Annotated in this window: 26 protein-coding genes; 1 reads left to right on the top strand and 25 read right to left on the bottom strand. The window is 40.0% G+C overall.

What is annotated here, in order from left to right; translation table 11 throughout:
• Positions 1-60 precede the first annotated feature (60 nt).
• The 23 genes from IEX29_RS21580 to rpsJ are packed head-to-tail and all read right to left on the bottom strand — an operon-like array spanning position 61 to position 11,204.
• A complete protein-coding gene (locus IEX29_RS21580) occupies positions 61-705 on the bottom strand; it encodes an adenylate kinase (protein WP_188737121.1) in 645 nt (214 codons plus the stop codon).
• Between the two features lie 31 nt (positions 706-736).
• Positions 737-2,032: a preprotein translocase subunit SecY gene (gene secY, locus IEX29_RS21575; protein WP_188737118.1), complete on the bottom strand. Its 1,296-nt coding sequence runs from the start codon at positions 2,030-2,032 to the stop codon at positions 737-739.
• A 1-nt stretch (position 2,033) separates the two neighbouring features.
• Positions 2,034-2,474: a 50S ribosomal protein L15 gene (gene rplO, locus IEX29_RS21570; protein WP_077605105.1), complete on the bottom strand. Its 441-nt coding sequence runs from the start codon at positions 2,472-2,474 to the stop codon at positions 2,034-2,036.
• Between the two features lie 30 nt (positions 2,475-2,504).
• A complete protein-coding gene (gene rpmD, locus IEX29_RS21565; protein WP_077605106.1) occupies positions 2,505-2,687 on the bottom strand; it encodes a 50S ribosomal protein L30 in 183 nt (60 codons plus the stop codon).
• 13 nt (positions 2,688-2,700) lie between these two features.
• Positions 2,701-3,201, bottom strand: coding sequence for a 30S ribosomal protein S5 (gene rpsE, locus IEX29_RS21560; protein WP_139089182.1), 501 nt, complete (start codon positions 3,199-3,201; stop codon positions 2,701-2,703).
• Positions 3,202-3,229: 28 nt separating this feature from the next.
• Positions 3,230-3,589: a 50S ribosomal protein L18 gene (gene rplR, locus IEX29_RS21555; RefSeq protein ID WP_188737116.1), complete on the bottom strand. Its 360-nt coding sequence runs from the start codon at positions 3,587-3,589 to the stop codon at positions 3,230-3,232.
• A gap of 30 nt (positions 3,590-3,619) precedes the next feature.
• Positions 3,620-4,156, bottom strand: a complete 537-nt coding sequence (gene rplF / locus IEX29_RS21550) for a 50S ribosomal protein L6 (protein ID WP_188737114.1) — start codon at positions 4,154-4,156, stop codon at positions 3,620-3,622.
• A gap of 30 nt (positions 4,157-4,186) precedes the next feature.
• Positions 4,187-4,585, bottom strand: a complete 399-nt coding sequence (gene rpsH / locus IEX29_RS21545; RefSeq protein WP_077605109.1) for a 30S ribosomal protein S8 — start codon at positions 4,583-4,585, stop codon at positions 4,187-4,189.
• Positions 4,586-4,614: 29 nt separating this feature from the next.
• The gene (locus tag IEX29_RS21540; protein ID WP_010652082.1) at positions 4,615-4,800 is read right to left on the bottom strand and encodes a type Z 30S ribosomal protein S14; all 186 of its coding nucleotides are present in this window, start codon (positions 4,798-4,800) and stop codon (positions 4,615-4,617) included.
• A gap of 28 nt (positions 4,801-4,828) precedes the next feature.
• Positions 4,829-5,368 (bottom strand): 50S ribosomal protein L5, encoded by a 540-nt coding sequence (gene rplE / locus IEX29_RS21535; protein ID WP_077605110.1) that lies wholly within the window; start codon positions 5,366-5,368, stop codon positions 4,829-4,831.
• 27 nt (positions 5,369-5,395) lie between these two features.
• A complete protein-coding gene (gene rplX, locus IEX29_RS21530; protein ID WP_077605111.1) occupies positions 5,396-5,707 on the bottom strand; it encodes a 50S ribosomal protein L24 in 312 nt (103 codons plus the stop codon).
• Positions 5,708-5,741: 34 nt separating this feature from the next.
• On the bottom strand, positions 5,742-6,110 hold the full coding sequence (rplN, locus tag IEX29_RS21525; RefSeq protein WP_077605112.1) for a 50S ribosomal protein L14: 369 nt from the start codon (positions 6,108-6,110) through the stop codon (positions 5,742-5,744).
• Between the two features lie 42 nt (positions 6,111-6,152).
• Complete coding sequence (rpsQ, locus tag IEX29_RS21520; RefSeq protein WP_077605113.1) at positions 6,153-6,416, bottom strand: 30S ribosomal protein S17; 264 nt, start codon at positions 6,414-6,416, stop codon at positions 6,153-6,155.
• A gap of 26 nt (positions 6,417-6,442) precedes the next feature.
• Positions 6,443-6,643, bottom strand: a complete 201-nt coding sequence (gene rpmC / locus IEX29_RS21515) for a 50S ribosomal protein L29 (protein WP_077605114.1) — start codon at positions 6,641-6,643, stop codon at positions 6,443-6,445.
• Positions 6,633-7,067 (bottom strand): 50S ribosomal protein L16, encoded by a 435-nt coding sequence (gene rplP, locus IEX29_RS21510; RefSeq protein ID WP_188737112.1) that lies wholly within the window; start codon positions 7,065-7,067, stop codon positions 6,633-6,635. Before rplP ends, rpmC begins: the two co-directional genes overlap by 11 nt.
• A gap of 18 nt (positions 7,068-7,085) precedes the next feature.
• On the bottom strand, positions 7,086-7,727 hold the full coding sequence (rpsC, locus tag IEX29_RS21505) for a 30S ribosomal protein S3 (RefSeq protein ID WP_147211530.1): 642 nt from the start codon (positions 7,725-7,727) through the stop codon (positions 7,086-7,088).
• Between the two features lie 3 nt (positions 7,728-7,730).
• On the bottom strand, positions 7,731-8,072 hold the full coding sequence (gene rplV, locus IEX29_RS21500) for a 50S ribosomal protein L22 (protein WP_077605116.1): 342 nt from the start codon (positions 8,070-8,072) through the stop codon (positions 7,731-7,733).
• An 18-nt stretch (positions 8,073-8,090) separates the two neighbouring features.
• Complete coding sequence (rpsS, locus tag IEX29_RS21495) at positions 8,091-8,369, bottom strand: 30S ribosomal protein S19 (protein ID WP_188737110.1); 279 nt, start codon at positions 8,367-8,369, stop codon at positions 8,091-8,093.
• 57 nt (positions 8,370-8,426) lie between these two features.
• The gene (rplB, locus tag IEX29_RS21490; protein WP_188737109.1) at positions 8,427-9,257 is read right to left on the bottom strand and encodes a 50S ribosomal protein L2; all 831 of its coding nucleotides are present in this window, start codon (positions 9,255-9,257) and stop codon (positions 8,427-8,429) included.
• Positions 9,258-9,300: 43 nt separating this feature from the next.
• Positions 9,301-9,588 (bottom strand): 50S ribosomal protein L23, encoded by a 288-nt coding sequence (gene rplW / locus IEX29_RS21485; RefSeq protein ID WP_188737107.1) that lies wholly within the window; start codon positions 9,586-9,588, stop codon positions 9,301-9,303.
• The gene (gene rplD, locus IEX29_RS21480) at positions 9,588-10,211 is read right to left on the bottom strand and encodes a 50S ribosomal protein L4 (RefSeq protein ID WP_188737105.1); all 624 of its coding nucleotides are present in this window, start codon (positions 10,209-10,211) and stop codon (positions 9,588-9,590) included. Before rplD ends, rplW begins: the two co-directional genes overlap by 1 nt.
• 26 nt (positions 10,212-10,237) lie before the next feature.
• On the bottom strand, positions 10,238-10,867 hold the full coding sequence (gene rplC, locus IEX29_RS21475) for a 50S ribosomal protein L3 (protein WP_077605121.1): 630 nt from the start codon (positions 10,865-10,867) through the stop codon (positions 10,238-10,240).
• 28 nt (positions 10,868-10,895) lie between these two features.
• Complete coding sequence (gene rpsJ, locus IEX29_RS21470) at positions 10,896-11,204, bottom strand: 30S ribosomal protein S10 (protein ID WP_077605122.1); 309 nt, start codon at positions 11,202-11,204, stop codon at positions 10,896-10,898.
• Between the two features lie 1,267 nt (positions 11,205-12,471).
• Between rpsJ and glpX the strand changes: the two genes are divergently transcribed.
• Entirely contained in the window at positions 12,472-13,416 is a 945-nt protein-coding gene (glpX, locus tag IEX29_RS21465) for a class II fructose-bisphosphatase (protein ID WP_188737103.1), read from the top strand.
• Between the two features lie 93 nt (positions 13,417-13,509).
• Here the strand turns inward: glpX and tuf are convergent, their stop codons facing one another.
• Positions 13,510-14,700, bottom strand: coding sequence for an elongation factor Tu (gene tuf / locus IEX29_RS21460; RefSeq protein WP_188737101.1), 1,191 nt, complete (start codon positions 14,698-14,700; stop codon positions 13,510-13,512).
• 107 nt (positions 14,701-14,807) lie between these two features.
• On the bottom strand, positions 14,808-16,886 hold the full coding sequence (gene fusA, locus IEX29_RS21455) for an elongation factor G (RefSeq protein WP_188737099.1): 2,079 nt from the start codon (positions 16,884-16,886) through the stop codon (positions 14,808-14,810).
• Positions 16,887-16,928 lie beyond the last annotated feature (42 nt).

Raw genomic sequence — 16,928 nt, 5'->3', positions numbered from 1 at the left:
TCACCTATTATAACTCTCAGACCTGAGTTTTGCACCTAATCTGTTCATTAAATAGCTGACTTATTTATCCAAAATGGATTCAATGTCGGAGAAGACGTCGTCGATCTCACGATCACCGTCCACCTTCACAAGATATCCTTTATCTTGATAAAAATCAAGTAATGGCTGTGTTTGCTCTACGTTAACGGCTAATCGTTTTTTCACCGTTTCAGGTTGATCATCATCTCGCTGAATTAACTGGGAGCCATCCTTATCACAAATACCTTCCTCTTTCGGAGGATTGTAAACGACATGATAAGTTGTTCCGCAAGTCGGACAAATTCTCCGTCCAGTTAAACGCTCTACCAATTTTTCTTCTGGTACATCCACATGTAATACATAGTCGATGGTTTTATTCAAATCAGCTGTCAATTCTTGCAGTGCTTCAGCTTGAGCGATTGTACGCGGGAATCCATCTAATAGAAACCCATCTGCACAATCATCCTTCGCCAGGCGCTCTTTGACAATACCGATAGTTACTTCGTCTGGAACAAGATTTCCTTGGTCCATATATTCCTTCGCTTTTTTCCCAAGGTCTGTACCTTCTTTAATAGCTAACCGGAACATATCCCCAGTTGAAATGTGAGGGATATTGTATTTTTCATTAATTTTTTCGGCCTGTGTACCTTTACCGGCACCAGGTAATCCCATTAAGATCAAATTCAATTGTTTCCCCTCGCTTTTGTAGGCAGGAAATTTACTTAATAAATCCTTTATAATGCCGCTTCACAAGCTGACCTTCTAATTGTTTCATCGTTGTTAATGCGACACCGACAACGATTATTAAGCTAGTACCGCCGATCTGTACTGTCGATGGTAAATTTGCAAGACTGCCCAAGATAATTGGGAATACAGCAACAGCTGCTAAGAACAGCGCTCCAACAAAGGTCAGTCTATTGATAACCCTTGTTAAATATTCTTCTGTATTGTGTCCCGGGCGGATGCCAGGGATATAGCCACCTTGTCTTTGCAAGTTCTCTGACATTTGCTCCGGATTAACCTGAACAAATGTATAGAAATATGAGAAAGCAATAATCAATGCCACATAGATTACCATGCCAATAGGCTGTGAGTAATCGAAAACATATGTCACGATATTTGCTACTTGGTTTCCTTCAAAAAATCCAGCAATAGTAGATGGAGCAATCATAAAGGCAATCGCAAAAATAACCGGAATTACCCCTGCCGCATTTACCTTAATCGGTAAATGTGTTGATTGACCTCCTACAGGTGAACGATTTACTAACTTCTTCGCATACTGCACTGGAATTTTTCGTAATGCTTGGTTTACGAAAATAATTCCGACCGTAACCGCGATAATAACCAGTACAATTAACGCTACAATAACGATATTGATAAACAGCTCACTTCCCGGATTAGAGAAGTATTGATTGTACAATTGTCCAGCGCCGTTTGGAATAGCAGCAACGATACCGCCGAAGATAATGACAGAAATACCATTACCAACACCGTGAGCAGTAATCTGTTCTCCTAACCACATAAGAAAAGCTGTTCCGCCTGTTAACACGATCGCAATCATTAAGAATTTCATTACGCTAGGATCTTGAATCAGTAAACCGCCTGCCATGGCATTAAAGCCAATAGACATAGCAATCGCTTGAATAAACGCTATAGCAATAGCTGCATAACGTGTGACTTGTGCGATTTTTTTACGTCCCATTTCTCCTTGCTTCTTCCATTCAGCAAACTTCGGAACAACATCCATTTGCAGCAGCTGCATAATGATTGATGCGGTGATATAAGGCATAATTCCCATCGCGAAGATAGAGAAATTTTGCAATGCCCCGCCGCCAAATGTATTGATAAAGCCAAACATGCTTTGCTGATTCATCATAAAATCAATAGCAGCTTTATCTGTAAAAGGCACGGTAATAAACGTGCCGATACGGAATACAATAAGCATAAGCAGTGTAAATACAATTTTATTTCTTATATCTGCTACACGCAAAAAATTGGAGAGTGTCTGAAACAAATTAGATCACCTCAGATTGACCGCCCGCTGCTTCAATTGCTTCTTTCGCAGATGCAGAGAATTTATGAGCTTTAACAGTCAGTTTCTTTTCTAATTGCCCTTTTCCAAGAATCTTAACTCCAGCATTCAATTTGCTTACGACACCAGTTTCTAATAATAGCTCTGGAGTAACTTCAGTTCCTTCTTCAAAGCGATTAAGCGTGTCAAGGTTCACAATAGCATATTCTTTACGGTTAATGTTTGTAAAACCACGTTTTGGTAAACGTTGGAATAAAGGCATTTGACCACCTTCAAAACCAAGTCTTACTCCACCACCGGAACGTGCTTTTTGTCCTTTATGTCCACGACCAGAAGTTTTACCGTTACCTGAAGAAGTTCCGCGACCTACACGGTTTCTTTCTTTACGGGATCCTTCTGCTGCTTTTAATTCATGAAGTTTCATGCGAGCACCTCCTCTTTACACAAAATTTAATTAAACTTCTTTAACTGTCAATAAGTGGGACACTCTGTTGACCATACCGCGAACGGCTGGAGTATCTTCACGTACAACCGATTGACGAATCTTCTTTAACCCTAACGCCTCAACAGTTTTACGTTGAACGTCAGTGCCGCCGATAACACTACGAGTGAGGGTTATTTCCAATTTTTTAGACATTGTGTTTCCCTCCTTATCCTAACAGTTCTTCAACAGACTTTCCACGTAATTTAGCTACGTCTTCAGCTGTTTTTAAATTAGTTAAACCGTTCAATGTAGCACGGATTACGTTGATTGGTGTGTTGGATCCTAATGATTTAGTCAGGATATCACCTACACCAGCAAGCTCTAAAATCGCACGTACTGGACCACCAGAGATAACTCCAGTACCTTCAGAAGCAGGCTTCATCAATACGTTTCCAGAACCAAACTGTCCATGAATCTGGTGTGGAATGGTTGTGCCTACGATTGGTACAGTAATTAAGTTTTTCTTTGCATCATCTACTGCTTTTTTAATAGCTTCAGGTACTTCTTGTGCTTTACCAGTACCGAAACCTACATGACCGTTTTTGTCACCGACAACTACTAATGCTGCGAAGCGGAAACGACGTCCACCTTTTACAACCTTTGCAACACGGTTGACCGTAACAACACGTTCTTCAAGATCTAATTTGCTCGGATCAATATTCGTAATCATTATAGATGGTTACCTCCTTTTACTCTTAAAATTCAAGGCCTTCCTCACGAGCAGCCTCTGCTAAAGCTTTGATACGTCCATGATATAAATAACCTCCACGATCAAATACGATGGATTTATATCCTTTATCAATTGCACGTTTTGCAATAGCTGTCCCTACTTCTTTCGCAGCGTCAACATTGCCGCCGTTAATTTCAAGCTCTTTATCTACTGTAGAAGCGCTTGTCAGGGTTACATTATTTACATCATCAATTAATTGAGCATAAATATTTTTGTTTGAACGATACACATTTAAACGTGGACGCTCTGCAGTTCCTGATAATGTTTTACGTACACGATTGTGACGTTTTTTACGAGTAACATTCTTGTCAGGCTTTGTGATCATCTGGGTCACTCCTTTCTCGGGCTAAAAAACTTACTTAGCAGTTTTACCTTCTTTACGACGTACATATTCATCCGCATATTTAATTCCTTTACCTTTATAAGGCTCTGGCGGGCGGATTGCTCGGATATTAGCAGCAACTGCTCCTACTAATTCTTTATCGATACCTTTAACAATAATTTGTGTGTTTTTAGGCACTTCGATTTCAATACCGTCAATGGCTTCAAGTTCAACAGGATGTGAATAACCAGCGTTAACAACAGTTTTGTTTCCCTGCTTTTGAGCACGGTAACCAACACCATTAATTTCCAATGATTTTTCAAAGCCTTTGCTTACTCCAACCACCATATTATTGATTAAGCTGCGGGTAGTACCATGTAGTGCACGGTGGTCTTTATGATCACTCGGGCGTGCTACAGTTAGAATATTACCCTCAACGTTGATTTTAATATCTGGATGAAAATCTCTTGTTAATTCACCCTTTGGTCCTTTGACTGTTAGTGTAGTTCCGTTGAATTTCAACTCTACACCTTCTGGAATTTCTACAGGCTTAAGTCCGACACGAGACATTCCCTACACCTCCTCATTAAAAAATAGTAATTACCAAACGTACGCTAATACTTCGCCGCCAACTGCCTGGGAACGAGCTTCTTTATCAGAAAGCATTCCGTTAGAAGTTGATACGATAGCAATGCCAAGACCGTTCAATACACGAGGTACTTCATTTGCTTTAGCATATACGCGTAAACCTGGTTTACTGATACGTTTAATTCCTGTAATAACTCTATCTTCGTTCGCACTGTATTTTAAGAAGATACGTAATATACCTTGCTTGTTGTCTTCGACTAGCTCATAATCCTTCACAAAGCCTTCGCGCTTCAGGATATCAGCGATCTCTTTTTTAATTTTAGAAGCAGGAAGCTCTAATTGTTCATGTTTTACCATGTTCGCATTACGAATGCGAGTAAGCATATCTGCAATTGGATCTGTCATAACCATTACTAATTACCTCCTTCCCGAATCGGGGTTTACCAACTTGCTTTTTTGACACCAGGAATTTGACCTTTATAGGCAAGTTCACGGAAACAAATACGGCAAAGTTTGAATTTACGAATTACTGAATGCGGGCGTCCACATCGTTCACAGCGTGTATACTCTTGCACTTTATATTTTTGCGGGCGCTTTTGTTTCGCTATCATAGATTTTTTAGCCAAAATTTTCCCTCCTTTTATTAGCTCATGTCTATTTTTGGAAAGGCATGCCCAATCCAGCTAAAAGTTCACGAGCTTCTTCGTCAGTGTTAGATGTTGTTACGATAACAATATCCATACCACGAACTTTACTTACTTTATCGTAATTAATTTCTGGGAAAATCAACTGTTCTTTCACACCTAGAGTGTAGTTTCCACGACCATCAAATGCTTTTTTAGAAATACCGCGGAAGTCACGTACACGTGGAAGAGATACAGCAACCAGCTTTTGAAGGAACTCATACATGCGTTCTCCACGTAGAGTAACTTTTGCACCGATTGGCATTCCTTCACGAAGACGGAAACCTGCGATTGATTTCTTAGCACGGGTAACTAATGGTTTTTGACCAGAAATTAAAGCTAATTCTTCAACAGCACTATCTAATGCCTTTGAATTTTGTACTGCGTCACCAACACCCATGTTGATCACGATTTTCTCTATTTTAGGTACTTCCATTACGGAATCATAATTGAATTTATTCATTAAAGATGAAGTGATTTCATCCTGATATTTTTGTTTTAATTCGTTCATGCGTTAGCCCTCCTTTCACAGAAAAACTTATTTATCTAATGCTTCACCGGATTTTTTTGCAATACGGATTTTTTTACCATCTTTTACTTCATAGCCAACACGAGTTGGTTCTCCGGACTTCGGATCGATTGGCAATACATTAGAAGCGTGAATTGGAGCTTCGATATTCAAGATTCCGCCTTGCGGGTTGTCTTGGGAAGGTTTCGCATGTTTTTGAATCATGTTCACGCCTTCTACTAATACGCGCTCTTTCTTCGGATATGCTTCTAATACAGTACCCTCTTTACCGCGGTCTTTACCGGATAAAACTTTGACTTTATCACCTTTTTTTACATGCATGCTTTACGCACCTCCTTGATGAGGAAATTTACATTTATAAAACTTCTGGAGCTAGAGATACGATTTTCATGAATTGAGCATCACGTAATTCACGTGCAACAGGTCCGAAAATACGAGTTCCTCTTGGACTTTTATCATCACGAATAATTACGGCAGCATTTTCATCAAAACGGATATAAGAACCATCTTTACGACGAGCGCCAGATTTAGAACGTACAATTACTGCTTTTACAACGTCGCCTTTCTTGACAACGCCCCCTGGTGTTGCTTGTTTGACCGTGCAAACAATTACATCACCAATGTTGGCAGTTTTACGACCGGAACCGCCTAATACTTTAATGGTTAATACTTCACGAGCACCAGAGTTATCTGCAACCTTCAAACGAGTTTCTTGTTGAATCATAACACTGTGACCTCCCTTCGGATACCTTCCGAGCGAACTTTATTAAATAATTACCGCTTCTTCTACTACTTCTACCAGACGGAAACGTTTTGTAGCTGATAGCGGGCGAGTTTCCATGATACGCACGATGTCGCCAGTTTTTGCAACATTGTTTTCATCATGAGTTTTGAATTTCTTAGAATACTTAACACGTTTTCCATAAAGTTTATGGAACTTGTAAGTTTCAACTAAGACTGTAATAGTTTTATCCATTTTGTCGGATACAACACGACCAGTATAAACTTTACGATCATTACGTTCAGACATTGAGGTTAACCTCCCCTCTGGAATCTTTAGTTATTTGCGCTTAGTTCGCGTTGGCGAACTACCGTTTTAAGACGAGCAATTGATTTACGTACTTCACGAATACGTGCAGTGTTTTCCAATTGGCCAGTAGCTAATTGAAAACGTAAATTAAATAACTCCTCTTTTAATGATTTTACATTTTGTTCAATTTCGGCAGTGGTTAAATCTCTTATTTCTTTAGCCTTCATTGCTTTCACCACCAATTTCTTCACGTTTTACGAATTTCGTTTTAATAGGTAATTTATGAGCTGCAAGGCGAAGTGCTTCACGAGCTACCTCTTCAGGTACACCTGCAATTTCAAACATAATTTTACCTGGTTTTACTACTGCTACCCATCCTTCTGGAGCACCTTTACCGGAACCCATACGAACTTCTAAAGGCTTTGCAGTGTAAGGTTTGTCTGGAAAGATTTTGATCCAAACTTTACCGCCACGTTTCATGTAACGAGTCATTGCAATACGCGCTGCCTCGATTTGGCGGCTTGTAATCCAAGAAGCGTCAAGTGCTTGTAAACCATATTCTCCGAAAGAAACAGTTGTACCGCCTTTTGCTTGGCCTCTCATTTTACCACGATGTTGTCTACGATATTTAACACGTTTAGGCATTAACATAGTAATGAGCCCCCTCCCTTATTTATTGGTTTTAGTTGGAAGGACTTCTCCACGATAGATCCATACCTTAACACCTAATTTACCATAAGTAGTATCAGCTTCTGCTGTACCATAGTCAATGTCAGCACGTAAAGTATGAAGTGGCACTGTTCCTTCACTATAATGTTCTGCACGGGCGATATCCGCACCGCCTAGACGTCCAGATACTTGTGTTTTAATTCCTTTTGCTCCAGCACGCATCGCACGTTGGATAGCTTGCTTTTGAGCACGACGGAATGAGATACGATTTTCTAATTGACGAGCAATATTATCAGCTACAAGTGTTGCATCAATATCAACTTTTTTGATTTCAAGAATATTGATATGAACTCGTTTGCCAGTTAAGTTGTTCAAAGATTTACGTAAAGCTTCAACTTCAGATCCGCCTTTACCAATTACCATTCCCGGCTTACCAGTATGAATTGTAATGTTTACACGGTTTGCTGCACGTTCGATTTCAATAGAAGAAACAGCAGCCGTTTTAAGACGTCCTTCAAGATATTCTCTGATTTTAATATCTTCATGCAATAAGTCTGCATAGTCTTTACCAGCATACCATTTAGACTCCCAGTCTTTAATGACACCTACGCGCAGACCTGTTGGATTTACTTTTTGACCCACTGACTATCCCTCCTTCTTTTCAGTTACCACAACTGTGATGTGGCTAGTACGTTTGTTGATTTTGCTTGCACGTCCCTGTGCACGTGGACGGAAACGTTTCAAAGTAGCGCCTTCGTTAACAAATACTTCAGATACTACCAGATTGTCTGCGTCCATTTCATAGTTATGCTCTGCGTTAGCAACTGCAGAATTTAATACTTTTTCTACGACCGGAGAAGCACCACGTTGTGTATATTTTAAAATTGCGATTGCTTCGCCAACCTCTTTTCCTCGAATTAGATCTACAACTAAACGAACCTTACGAGGAGCAATACGAACTGATTTCGCAACGGCTTTAGCTTGCATGCCTAGTACCTCCTCTCATTAGCGTTTTGTTTTCTTATCGTCACCAGCGTGTCCTCTATACGTACGAGTTGGTGCGAATTCACCTAATTTATGCCCCACCATATCTTCAGTGATATATACTGGCACATGCTTACGTCCATCATATACTGCAACTGTATGACCAATGAATTGCGGGAAAATTGTTGAGCGGCGAGACCAGGTTTTTACTACCTGCTTCTTGTCTTCAGTATTTAATACTTCAATTTTCTTCAATAGATGATCATCTGCAAAAGGTCCTTTTTTCAAGCTACGGCCCATGGATAAGCCTCCTTCCAGGGATTAGAGACGGGTACTTTAGCCCGCCCGTTTTTCCGTTTATTTTTTACGTTTACGAACGATATACTTATCAGATGGTTTATTACGTTTACGTGTTTTGTAACCAAGTGTTGGTTTACCCCAAGGTGACACTGGTGATTTACGTCCGATTGGCGCGCGTCCTTCACCACCACCATGCGGGTGATCGTTAGGGTTCATTACAGAACCGCGAACTGTTGGACGGATACCTTTCCAACGGGAACGGCCAGCTTTACCAACACGGATAAGTTCATGCTCAATGTTACCTACTTGACCGATTGTAGCACGGCAAGTTGTTAAGATTAAACGAACTTCTCCAGATGCAAGACGTACTAAAGTGTACTTTTCTTCGCGTCCAAGGATTTGAGCTTCTGCACCAGCAGAACGAGCTAATTGTCCTCCGCGTCCCGGTTTTAATTCGATATTATGAATAACTGTACCTACTGGAATATTTCCAAGCGGTAATGCGTTACCTACTTTAATATCTGCATCTACACCAGATTCAATAACTTGCCCTACTTTAACGTTTTTTGGAGCAAGGATGTAGCGTTTCTCACCATCAGCATAATGAATTAATGCAATGTTTGCTGAACGGTTAGGATCGTATTCAATTGTAGCAACGCGTCCTGGCACACCGTCTTTATCGCGTTTAAAGTCGATAATACGATATTGGCGCTTATGACCGCCGCCGTGATGACGAACCGTTAATTTCCCTTGGTTATTACGTCCACCGCGTTTAGATAATGGAGCTAAAAGGGATTTCTCAGGGGTACTCGTAGTAATCTCTGCAAAATCTGAACCAGACATATTACGTCTACCATTTGAGGTTGGTTTATACTTTTTAATCGCCATCGTTGTCCCTCCTTCTACTTCTAAAATTTATTTATTCGTTTTATTAAGCCTCAAAGAAATCTAAGTCTTTACTATCCTCAGACAGCTGAACGATAGCTTTTTTGCGGTTAGGGCGATATCCACCGTAACGGCCCATTCGCTTAAATTTACCTTTAAGGTTCATTGTGTTTACTTGTTCTACTTTCACATCAAAGACTGTTTCTACAGCATCTTTGATCTGCGTTTTGTTAGCTTTTACAGCTACTTCAAAAGTGTATTTCTTCTCTGCCATTAAGTCAGCAGAATTCTCTGTAATGACAGGGCGTTTAATTACATCGCGTAGATCTTTCATTATGCGAGCACCTCCCCTGCTTTTTCAGCTGCATCTTTAGTGATGATCAGCTTGTCATGCGTAAGCAAGTCAAGTACATTCAATTCTTCTACAGTTAATACTTTTACGTTTTGTAAGTTGTTTGCAGAACGTGCAACTGTGTCATCATTCTCTGAAAGAACGATTAGTGCTTTCTCTTCAACTTTCAATCCGTTTAAGATGTTAATAACTTCTTTTGTTTTTGGAGCATCAATTGTGATTGCTTCTAAAACAAACAAGCCTTCTTCTTTCACTTTAGAAGATAATGCAGACTTCAACGCTAAGCGACGAACTTTCTTTGGTAATTTGTAGCTATAGCTACGTGGAGTCGGTCCGAAAACAGTTCCACCGCCAACCCATTGTGGTGAACGGATAGATCCTTGACGTGCACGGCCGGTTCCTTTTTGGCGCCATGGCTTGCGGCCTCCACCACGAACTTCAGAACGATTTTTTACAGCGTGTGTACCTTGACGTAAAGACGCACGTTGCATAACTACCGCTTCATGAAGTACATGTGTGTTTGGCTCAATACCAAAAACAGCGTCATTTAATTCGATTTCTCCAACATTACTTCCATCCTGTTTTAAAAGTGCTACTTTAGGCATGACATATCCTCCCTTCGTTTATGTGATTAGTTACCTTTTACTGCACTAGTAATTTTCACGTAAGATTTTTTTGCACCAGGAATATTTCCTTTGATTAGAATTAAATTCTTTTCAGCATCTACACTAACCACTTCAAGGTTTTGAATTGTTTTTTGTTCAGAACCCATGTGACCTGGTAATTTTTTACCTTTGAAAACACGCATTGCATCAATTGCAGCCATTGCACCTGGACCTCTATGGTAATGAGAACCATGGGACATTGGTCCGCGTTGTTGATTATGACGCTTGATAGCACCTTGGAATCCTTTACCTTTAGATGTACCTGTCACATCAATTTTTTCTCCGGCTTCAAAGATATCAACGTTGATTTCCTGGCCAACTTCATAGCCTTCAACGTCTGCGCCACGGATTTCACGAACGTAGCGCTTAGGGGCAGTGCCTGCTTTCTCAGCATGACCTTTTTCCGCTTTATTTGTACGTGATTCCTTTTTATCAGCAAAACCGATTTGCAACGCTTCATAACCATCATTTTCTAATGTCTTCTTTTGCAACACAACATTCGCCTCAGCTTGAACAACTGTTACTGGTACAAGTTCTCCATTTTCAGAGAAAAGCTGAGTCATGCCGATTTTACGACCTAAGATTCCTTTCGTCATCCGTTACACCTCCTGTATTTAAAACGAATTATAATTTGATTTCAATATCTACACCTGATGGAAGATCTAAACGCATCAGCGCATCAACCGTTTTTGGTGTAGGCTCAAGAATATCGATCAGACGCTTGTGCGTACGCATTTCAAACTGTTCACGAGAGTCTTTGTACTTATGAACCGCACGAAGAACTGTGTAAATAGCTTTTTCAGTCGGCAGTGGAATCGGACCAGACACTTTTGCTCCGGAACGTTTTGCAGTTGCCACTATTTTTTCAGCAGACTGATCTAAAATACGGTGATCGTATGCTTTTAAACGAATTCTGATTTTCTCTTTTGCCATCATTTTCCCTCCTTCTCGCCTATATTATTATAGACATTCTCCGCGAAAATTTCCTTAGCACCTCGCCATGACAAAGGGGCCGGGTGTGCCAACAACCTTCCGCATCATCGCATTAATTGACCAACTATTACATTATACTAGAATTGTTTGGTCATAGCAAGCTTGTAATTAAGCATCTATAAGTTTGCACATTTTTATATTATACATAGTTCCTTGTACGATTGCAAGCGAATTTTAAAAGTTTTTTTCTTCCTTATATAATAAATGAATTCCTGCTCTCTTTTTATGTCGGAGCACCTCTGATAACCTGCCAATAATATAGACAAATTAACAGGCCGGGGTATTGCTGTGAGTGTTTTATATGCTTTGTATGATTTACTTGAAATTTGAGTTCGAGTAAAAATTAATTCCGTTTTAACATATTCATTTATTTACAGTCAACATAATAAGCGGAGTCGGCTGATTTACCGCTTCACAATTTCTTAATGATCAATGGTAACTATTATAATAGTAGAAAAGCGATTGCAATTAGAATAAAACTAAATAGTAAAATCGTTACGCAAAAACCCAGAATGGCTGAATTATATTGATCCAGGCATTACCCCAGGCGATTAGCAATGTTTATATTCGGATCAAATCCATTTATAAAGAAATGGTACCCGCCAAAAGCGAACCCCCTACCCATAATTCCAATCAGCAGGGACAAGATTCAGCTGTTTTCTAATCTTTATGCCGAAGTTGCCTGTTAACAATCTCAAAACAAAAATTCATCTTTTCAAAAACAGCTTCTATGATCTCTTCCCTTTATATATTATCTTCTCTCTCCCATCACGAAGTTCATAATTATTGCTCTGCCTCATTACTCTTAATGCGGCCCAAAAGTAAATAGTTGAGTAACAAGATTATTTTTTTGAAGCTGATGATACTTGCCCAGCCAAACAAAATCTTTTTAGTCTGCCGCTTTTTTCATATCAAATTCTCGTCTATAGGAGGTGAAGCTTTTCGCAAAGTAAAGAGAATTAACAAGTTTTAAAAGGCAATAACCTTTTCGTACCAAATTTAGCATACTCTAATTGCTTATTTCCGATCTTTTAAACAAAAGATAAAAATAACAAACAAAAATAAATAAAAGATATTGATATAAAACGATAATTATATTACTATTAAATTAGATATTCATTTAACTGCATGTAATGAAAACAATGAATATGAGAAACGTTAGATATTTCTTTTTCACGAAACTAAAACTCTAAAGGAGATGGTAGTTATGAATCAGTTCATTCAAGATTTTCTGCACGTTACTGAGTCAGCAGCACTTGCAACATATCCGTGGATTGGGACAGGAAATAAAATAGAAGCTGATCAGGCAGCCACAGATTCTATGCGCACTTTACTGAATAAAATCCCTATGGATGGTGAAGTAGTTATCGGTGAAGGTGAAATGGACGAAGCCCCCATGTTATTTATCGGCGAAAAAGTTGGAACTGGAAATGGCGCAGGTATCGATTTAGCAGTTGATCCAATTGATGGAACTACCTCTACTTCTAAAGGGAAAAATAATGCCATCGCAGTAATTGCCGCTGCAAAGAAAGGAACATTGCTGCATGCTCCCGATATGTATATGGAGAAGCTTGTAACCGGTCCGGAAGCTGCAGGGAAGATTGATATTGATTATCCACTCGAGAAGAATCTGCGCATTATTGCAGATGCAAAAGAAAAAAAGCTTGAAGAATTAAAAATGATTGTACAGGATAGAGAAAGACATAATCATTGGATAGAAGAAGCACGTGCTTTAGGTGTCAGAACAGAGCTATTTGAAGAAGGAGATGTCATTCCTGCAATAGCAACTTGCATCCATCGGAGTGATATAGATTTATTCATTGGAATTGGCGGTGCTCCAGAAGGGGTTCTGGCGGCTGTAGGAGTGAAAAGCCTGGGTGGAGAAATGCAGGCAAGATTACTCCCTAAAACAGATGAACAATGGAAGCGTTGTGTATCAATGGGAATTACAAATCCTAAAGAAGCGCTTGGTCATAATCAGTTAGTCGGTACAAATGAATGCGCCTTTATCGCTACGAGTATTACTAGTAATATGCTGCTGCAAGGAATAGAAAATAACCAGAATGTCTTTACAACGCATTCTATTGTTTTAGATGGTTTAAATAAATGCTACCGTCATGTAGCAACAGAGCATACCAAGTCCCCTGTCTGATTGCTAAACTTCATTGAAATGAATAGTAAGACATTCTAATATACAAAAAAAGACAGCGTCGTCACGCTGTCTTTTTTATTCAATCATTTATTATTATTTTTGGATAGTAGATACAACGCCAGATCCAACTGTACGTCCACCTTCACGAATAGAGAAACGAGTTCCGTCTTCGATTGCGATTGGTGAAATAAGTTCTACAGTCATTTCAATGTTGTCTCCAGGCATTACCATTTCAGTTCCTTCTGGAAGGCTGATTACGCCAGTTACGTCCGTAGTACGGAAGTAGAACTGAGGACGGTAGTTAGTGAAGAATGGAGTATGACGTCCACCTTCGTCTTTTGATAATACATAAACTTCAGCTTTGAAGTTAGTATGCGGAGTGATTGTACCAGGCTTAGCAAGTACTTGACCACGGTTGATATCTTCACGGGCAACACCACGTAGTAGTGCACCAATGTTATCACCAGCTTCTGCATAATCAAGAAGCTTACGGAACATTTCTACTCCAGTTACAGTTGTTTTAGAAGATTCTTCGTTAAGACCGATGATTTCTACTTCGTCTCCAACACGAACTTGTCCGCGTTCAACACGACCTGTAGCAACAGTACCACGACCAGTGATAGAGAATACATCCTCAACTGGCATCATGAATGGTTTGTCAGTGTCACGTTCTGGAGTTGGAACATACTCATCAACTGCAGCCATAAGTTCAACAACTTTTTCTTCATACTCTTCAACGCCTTCAAGTGCTTTAAGAGCAGAACCAGCGATAACAGGTACATCATCACCAGGGAAGTCATATTCGCTTAGTAAATCACGAACTTCCATTTCTACTAATTCAAGTAACTCTTCATCGTCTACCATATCTGTTTTGTTAAGGAATACTACAATAGAAGGTACCCCAACGTTACGAGATAATAGGATATGCTCACGAGTTTGTGGCATTGGGCCATCAGCAGCAGATACTACAAGGATAGCTCCGTCCATTTGTGCAGCACCAGTGATCATGTTTTTAACATAGTCAGCGTGACCTGGGCAGTCAACGTGTGCATAGTGACGAGTTTCAGTTTCATACTCTACGTGAGAAGTTGCGATTGTAATTCCGCGTTCTTTCTCTTCCGGAGCACCATCAATTTGATCATAAGCCATTGCAGTGCCATCACCATTTCTTTTTGCCATTACTGTAGTGATTGCAGCAGTTAAAGTTGTTTTACCATGGTCAACGTGACCAATTGTTCCAATGTTTACGTGACTTTTCGAGCGGTCGAATTTTTCTTTAGCCATTTATAGTTCCTCCTTTAAATATATAGCAATTTTTATGAGCCGGGAAAATCGGTTAAAATTTCCCAGCCTTTACTAAATGTTATACGTCAGATTGAAGAAAAAATCAATTATTGACCTGCATTTTTCTTGATAATTTCTTCAGTAATGCTTTTAGGTGTTTCTTCATAGTGGTCAAAGTGCATTGTGTATACTCCGCGACCTTGCGTGTTTGAACGTAATGCAGTTGCATAACCGAACATTTCTGCAAGTGGTACGAACGCTTTAACTACCTGAGCAGTTCCGCGTGCTTCCATACCTTCTACGCGTCCACGACGAGAAGTTACATCACCCATGATGTCTCCCATATATTCTTCCGGGACAACAATTTCTACTCTCATCATTGGTTCAAGCAGAACTGGGTTACATTTATTTTTAGCAGCTTTAAGAGCCATAGAAGCAGCTACTTTAAACGCCATTTCGTTGGAATCGACATCATGATAGCTTCCATCATATAATGTAGCTTTCACATCGATTAACGGATATCCGGCAAGAACACCATTTTCCATGGATTCTGCGATACCTTGTTGAACAGCCGGGATGTATTCACGAGGAACAACACCACCAACGATATTATTAACAAATTCAAATCCGGCGCCTTCTTCGTTTGGCTCAAATTTAACCCAAACGTGACCGAATTGTCCACGTCCACCAGACTGACGTACGAATTTACCTTCTACTTCAGCAGAAGCACGGAAAGTTTCTCTGTAAGAAACCTGTGGAGCACCAACAGTGGCGCCAACTTTAAATTCACGTTTTAAACGATCAACAATGATATCTAAGTGAAGCTCACCCATACCAGAGATGATAGTTTGCCCAGTTTCTGTGTTTGTTTCTGTACGGAAAGTTGGATCCTCTTCCGCAAGCTTAGATAAAGCAATACCCATTTTATCCTGGTCTGCTTTTGTTTCTGGTTCAATAGCAACCGAGATAACTGGTTCAGGGAATTCCATAGACTCAAGAATAACGAGATCCTTTTCATCACATAGAGTGTCACCTGTTGTTGTATCCTTCAAACCTACTGCAGCAGCAATTTCACCTGAGTAAGCAACAGAAATCTCTTCACGGGAGTTTGCGTGCATTTGCAGGATACGTCCAATACGCTCACGTTTATCTTTTACAGAGTTCTTCACGTAAGAACCTGAGTTAAGTGTACCAGAGTACACACGGAAGAATGTTAATTTACCAACATAAGGGTCTGTCATAACTTTAAATGCTAATGCAGAGAACGGTGCATCATCCGATGATGGACGAGTTACTTTTTCTTCTGTTCCAGGAATAATACCTTCGATTGGAGGCACATCTGTTGGAGCAGGAAGATAAGCAAGTACCGCATCCAGCATTAACTGAACACCTTTGTTTTTAAATGCAGATCCGCAAAGTACCGGATAGAAGTCTACATTTAATGTTGCCTGACGAATTGCATTTGCAAGCTCCTCGTTAGAGATTTCCTCTCCTTCAAGATACTTCATCATCAGCTCTTCATCTGTTTCAGCAACTGCTTCTACTAAGTTAGCACGCAGCTCTTCAGCTTCGTCTTTTAGCTCAGCAGGAATTTCAGTAGTTTCATCAGTTTGACCTAAATCATCAAGATAGATATGTGCTTCCATCTTAACTAAGTCAATAATTCCATTGAATTCATCCTCAGCACCAATAGGCATTTGGATTGGATGTGCATTTGCACCAAGGCGTTCTTTCAGTGTATTTGTTGAATACAAGAAGTCTGCGCCGGTTTTGTCCATCTTATTAATGAACACGATACGTGGAACACCGTATGTTGTCGCCTGACGCCATACTGTTTCCGTTTGTGGTTCAACACCAGATTGCGCATCTAGAACTGTTACCGCACCATCAAGTACACGAAGAGAACGTTCAACTTCAACTGTGAAGTCTACGTGTCCAGGTGTGTCAATGATATTAATACGGTGATCTTTCCAAGCAGCAGTTGTTGCAGCGGAAGTAATTGTGATTCCACGCTCCTGCTCCTGCTCCATCCAGTCCATTTGAGATGCACCTTCATGAGTTTCACCAATTTTATGAATACGTCCTGTATAGAAAAGAATACGCTCAGTAGTGGTGGTTTTACCTGCGTCAATGTGCGCCATGATACCGATATTACGTGTCTTTTCCAAGGAGAACTCTCTAGCCATGTATTCTTCTCCTTCCTATAGCAAACGAATGCTTTAATTATA

This window comes from Oceanobacillus neutriphilus (assembly GCF_014645515.1).
GTDB lineage: Bacteria > Bacillota > Bacilli > Bacillales > Amphibacillaceae > Oceanobacillus > Oceanobacillus neutriphilus.
The sequence above is the reverse complement of the archived record's forward strand: the minus strand, read 5'-3'. Positions and strand labels throughout refer to the sequence as shown.

What these genes read in the sequence shown, in the direction of transcription:
- rplO (WP_077605105.1), bottom strand. Translation starts at nt 2,474, where the DNA reads ATGAAACTTCATGAATTAAAAGCAGCAGAAGGATCCCGTAAAGAAAGA.
- rplP (WP_188737112.1), bottom strand. Translation starts at nt 7,067, where the DNA reads ATGTTAATGCCTAAACGTGTTAAATATCGTAGACAACATCGTGGTAAA.
- rplX (WP_077605111.1), bottom strand. Translation starts at nt 5,707, where the DNA reads ATGCATGTAAAAAAAGGTGATAAAGTCAAAGTTTTATCCGGTAAAGAC.
- rplN (WP_077605112.1), bottom strand. Translation starts at nt 6,110, where the DNA reads ATGATTCAACAAGAAACTCGTTTGAAGGTTGCAGATAACTCTGGTGCT.
- fusA (WP_188737099.1), bottom strand. Translation starts at nt 16,886, where the DNA reads ATGGCTAGAGAGTTCTCCTTGGAAAAGACACGTAATATCGGTATCATG.
- rpsS (WP_188737110.1), bottom strand. Translation starts at nt 8,369, where the DNA reads ATGGGCCGTAGCTTGAAAAAAGGACCTTTTGCAGATGATCATCTATTG.
- rplR (WP_188737116.1), bottom strand. Translation starts at nt 3,589, where the DNA reads ATGATCACAAAGCCTGACAAGAATGTTACTCGTAAAAAACGTCACAAT.
- rpmC (WP_077605114.1), bottom strand. Translation starts at nt 6,643, where the DNA reads ATGAAGGCTAAAGAAATAAGAGATTTAACCACTGCCGAAATTGAACAA.
- rplV (WP_077605116.1), bottom strand. Translation starts at nt 8,072, where the DNA reads ATGCAAGCTAAAGCCGTTGCGAAATCAGTTCGTATTGCTCCTCGTAAG.
- rplF (WP_188737114.1), bottom strand. Translation starts at nt 4,156, where the DNA reads ATGTCTCGTGTCGGACTTAAGCCTGTAGAAATTCCAGAAGGTGTAGAG.
- rpsQ (WP_077605113.1), bottom strand. Translation starts at nt 6,416, where the DNA reads ATGTCTGAACGTAATGATCGTAAAGTTTATACTGGTCGTGTTGTATCC.
- rpsJ (WP_077605122.1), bottom strand. Translation starts at nt 11,204, where the DNA reads ATGGCAAAAGAGAAAATCAGAATTCGTTTAAAAGCATACGATCACCGT.
- rplW (WP_188737107.1), bottom strand. Translation starts at nt 9,588, where the DNA reads ATGAAAGATCTACGCGATGTAATTAAACGCCCTGTCATTACAGAGAAT.
- tuf (WP_188737101.1), bottom strand. Translation starts at nt 14,700, where the DNA reads ATGGCTAAAGAAAAATTCGACCGCTCGAAAAGTCACGTAAACATTGGA.
- rpsH (WP_077605109.1), bottom strand. Translation starts at nt 4,585, where the DNA reads ATGGTTATGACAGATCCAATTGCAGATATGCTTACTCGCATTCGTAAT.
- glpX (WP_188737103.1), top strand. Translation starts at nt 12,472, where the DNA reads ATGAATCAGTTCATTCAAGATTTTCTGCACGTTACTGAGTCAGCAGCA.
- rplC (WP_077605121.1), bottom strand. Translation starts at nt 10,867, where the DNA reads ATGACGAAAGGAATCTTAGGTCGTAAAATCGGCATGACTCAGCTTTTC.
- rplE (WP_077605110.1), bottom strand. Translation starts at nt 5,368, where the DNA reads ATGAACGAATTAAAACAAAAATATCAGGATGAAATCACTTCATCTTTA.
- rplD (WP_188737105.1), bottom strand. Translation starts at nt 10,211, where the DNA reads ATGCCTAAAGTAGCACTTTTAAAACAGGATGGAAGTAATGTTGGAGAA.
- rpmD (WP_077605106.1), bottom strand. Translation starts at nt 2,687, where the DNA reads ATGTCTAAAAAATTGGAAATAACCCTCACTCGTAGTGTTATCGGCGGC.
- rplB (WP_188737109.1), bottom strand. Translation starts at nt 9,257, where the DNA reads ATGGCGATTAAAAAGTATAAACCAACCTCAAATGGTAGACGTAATATG.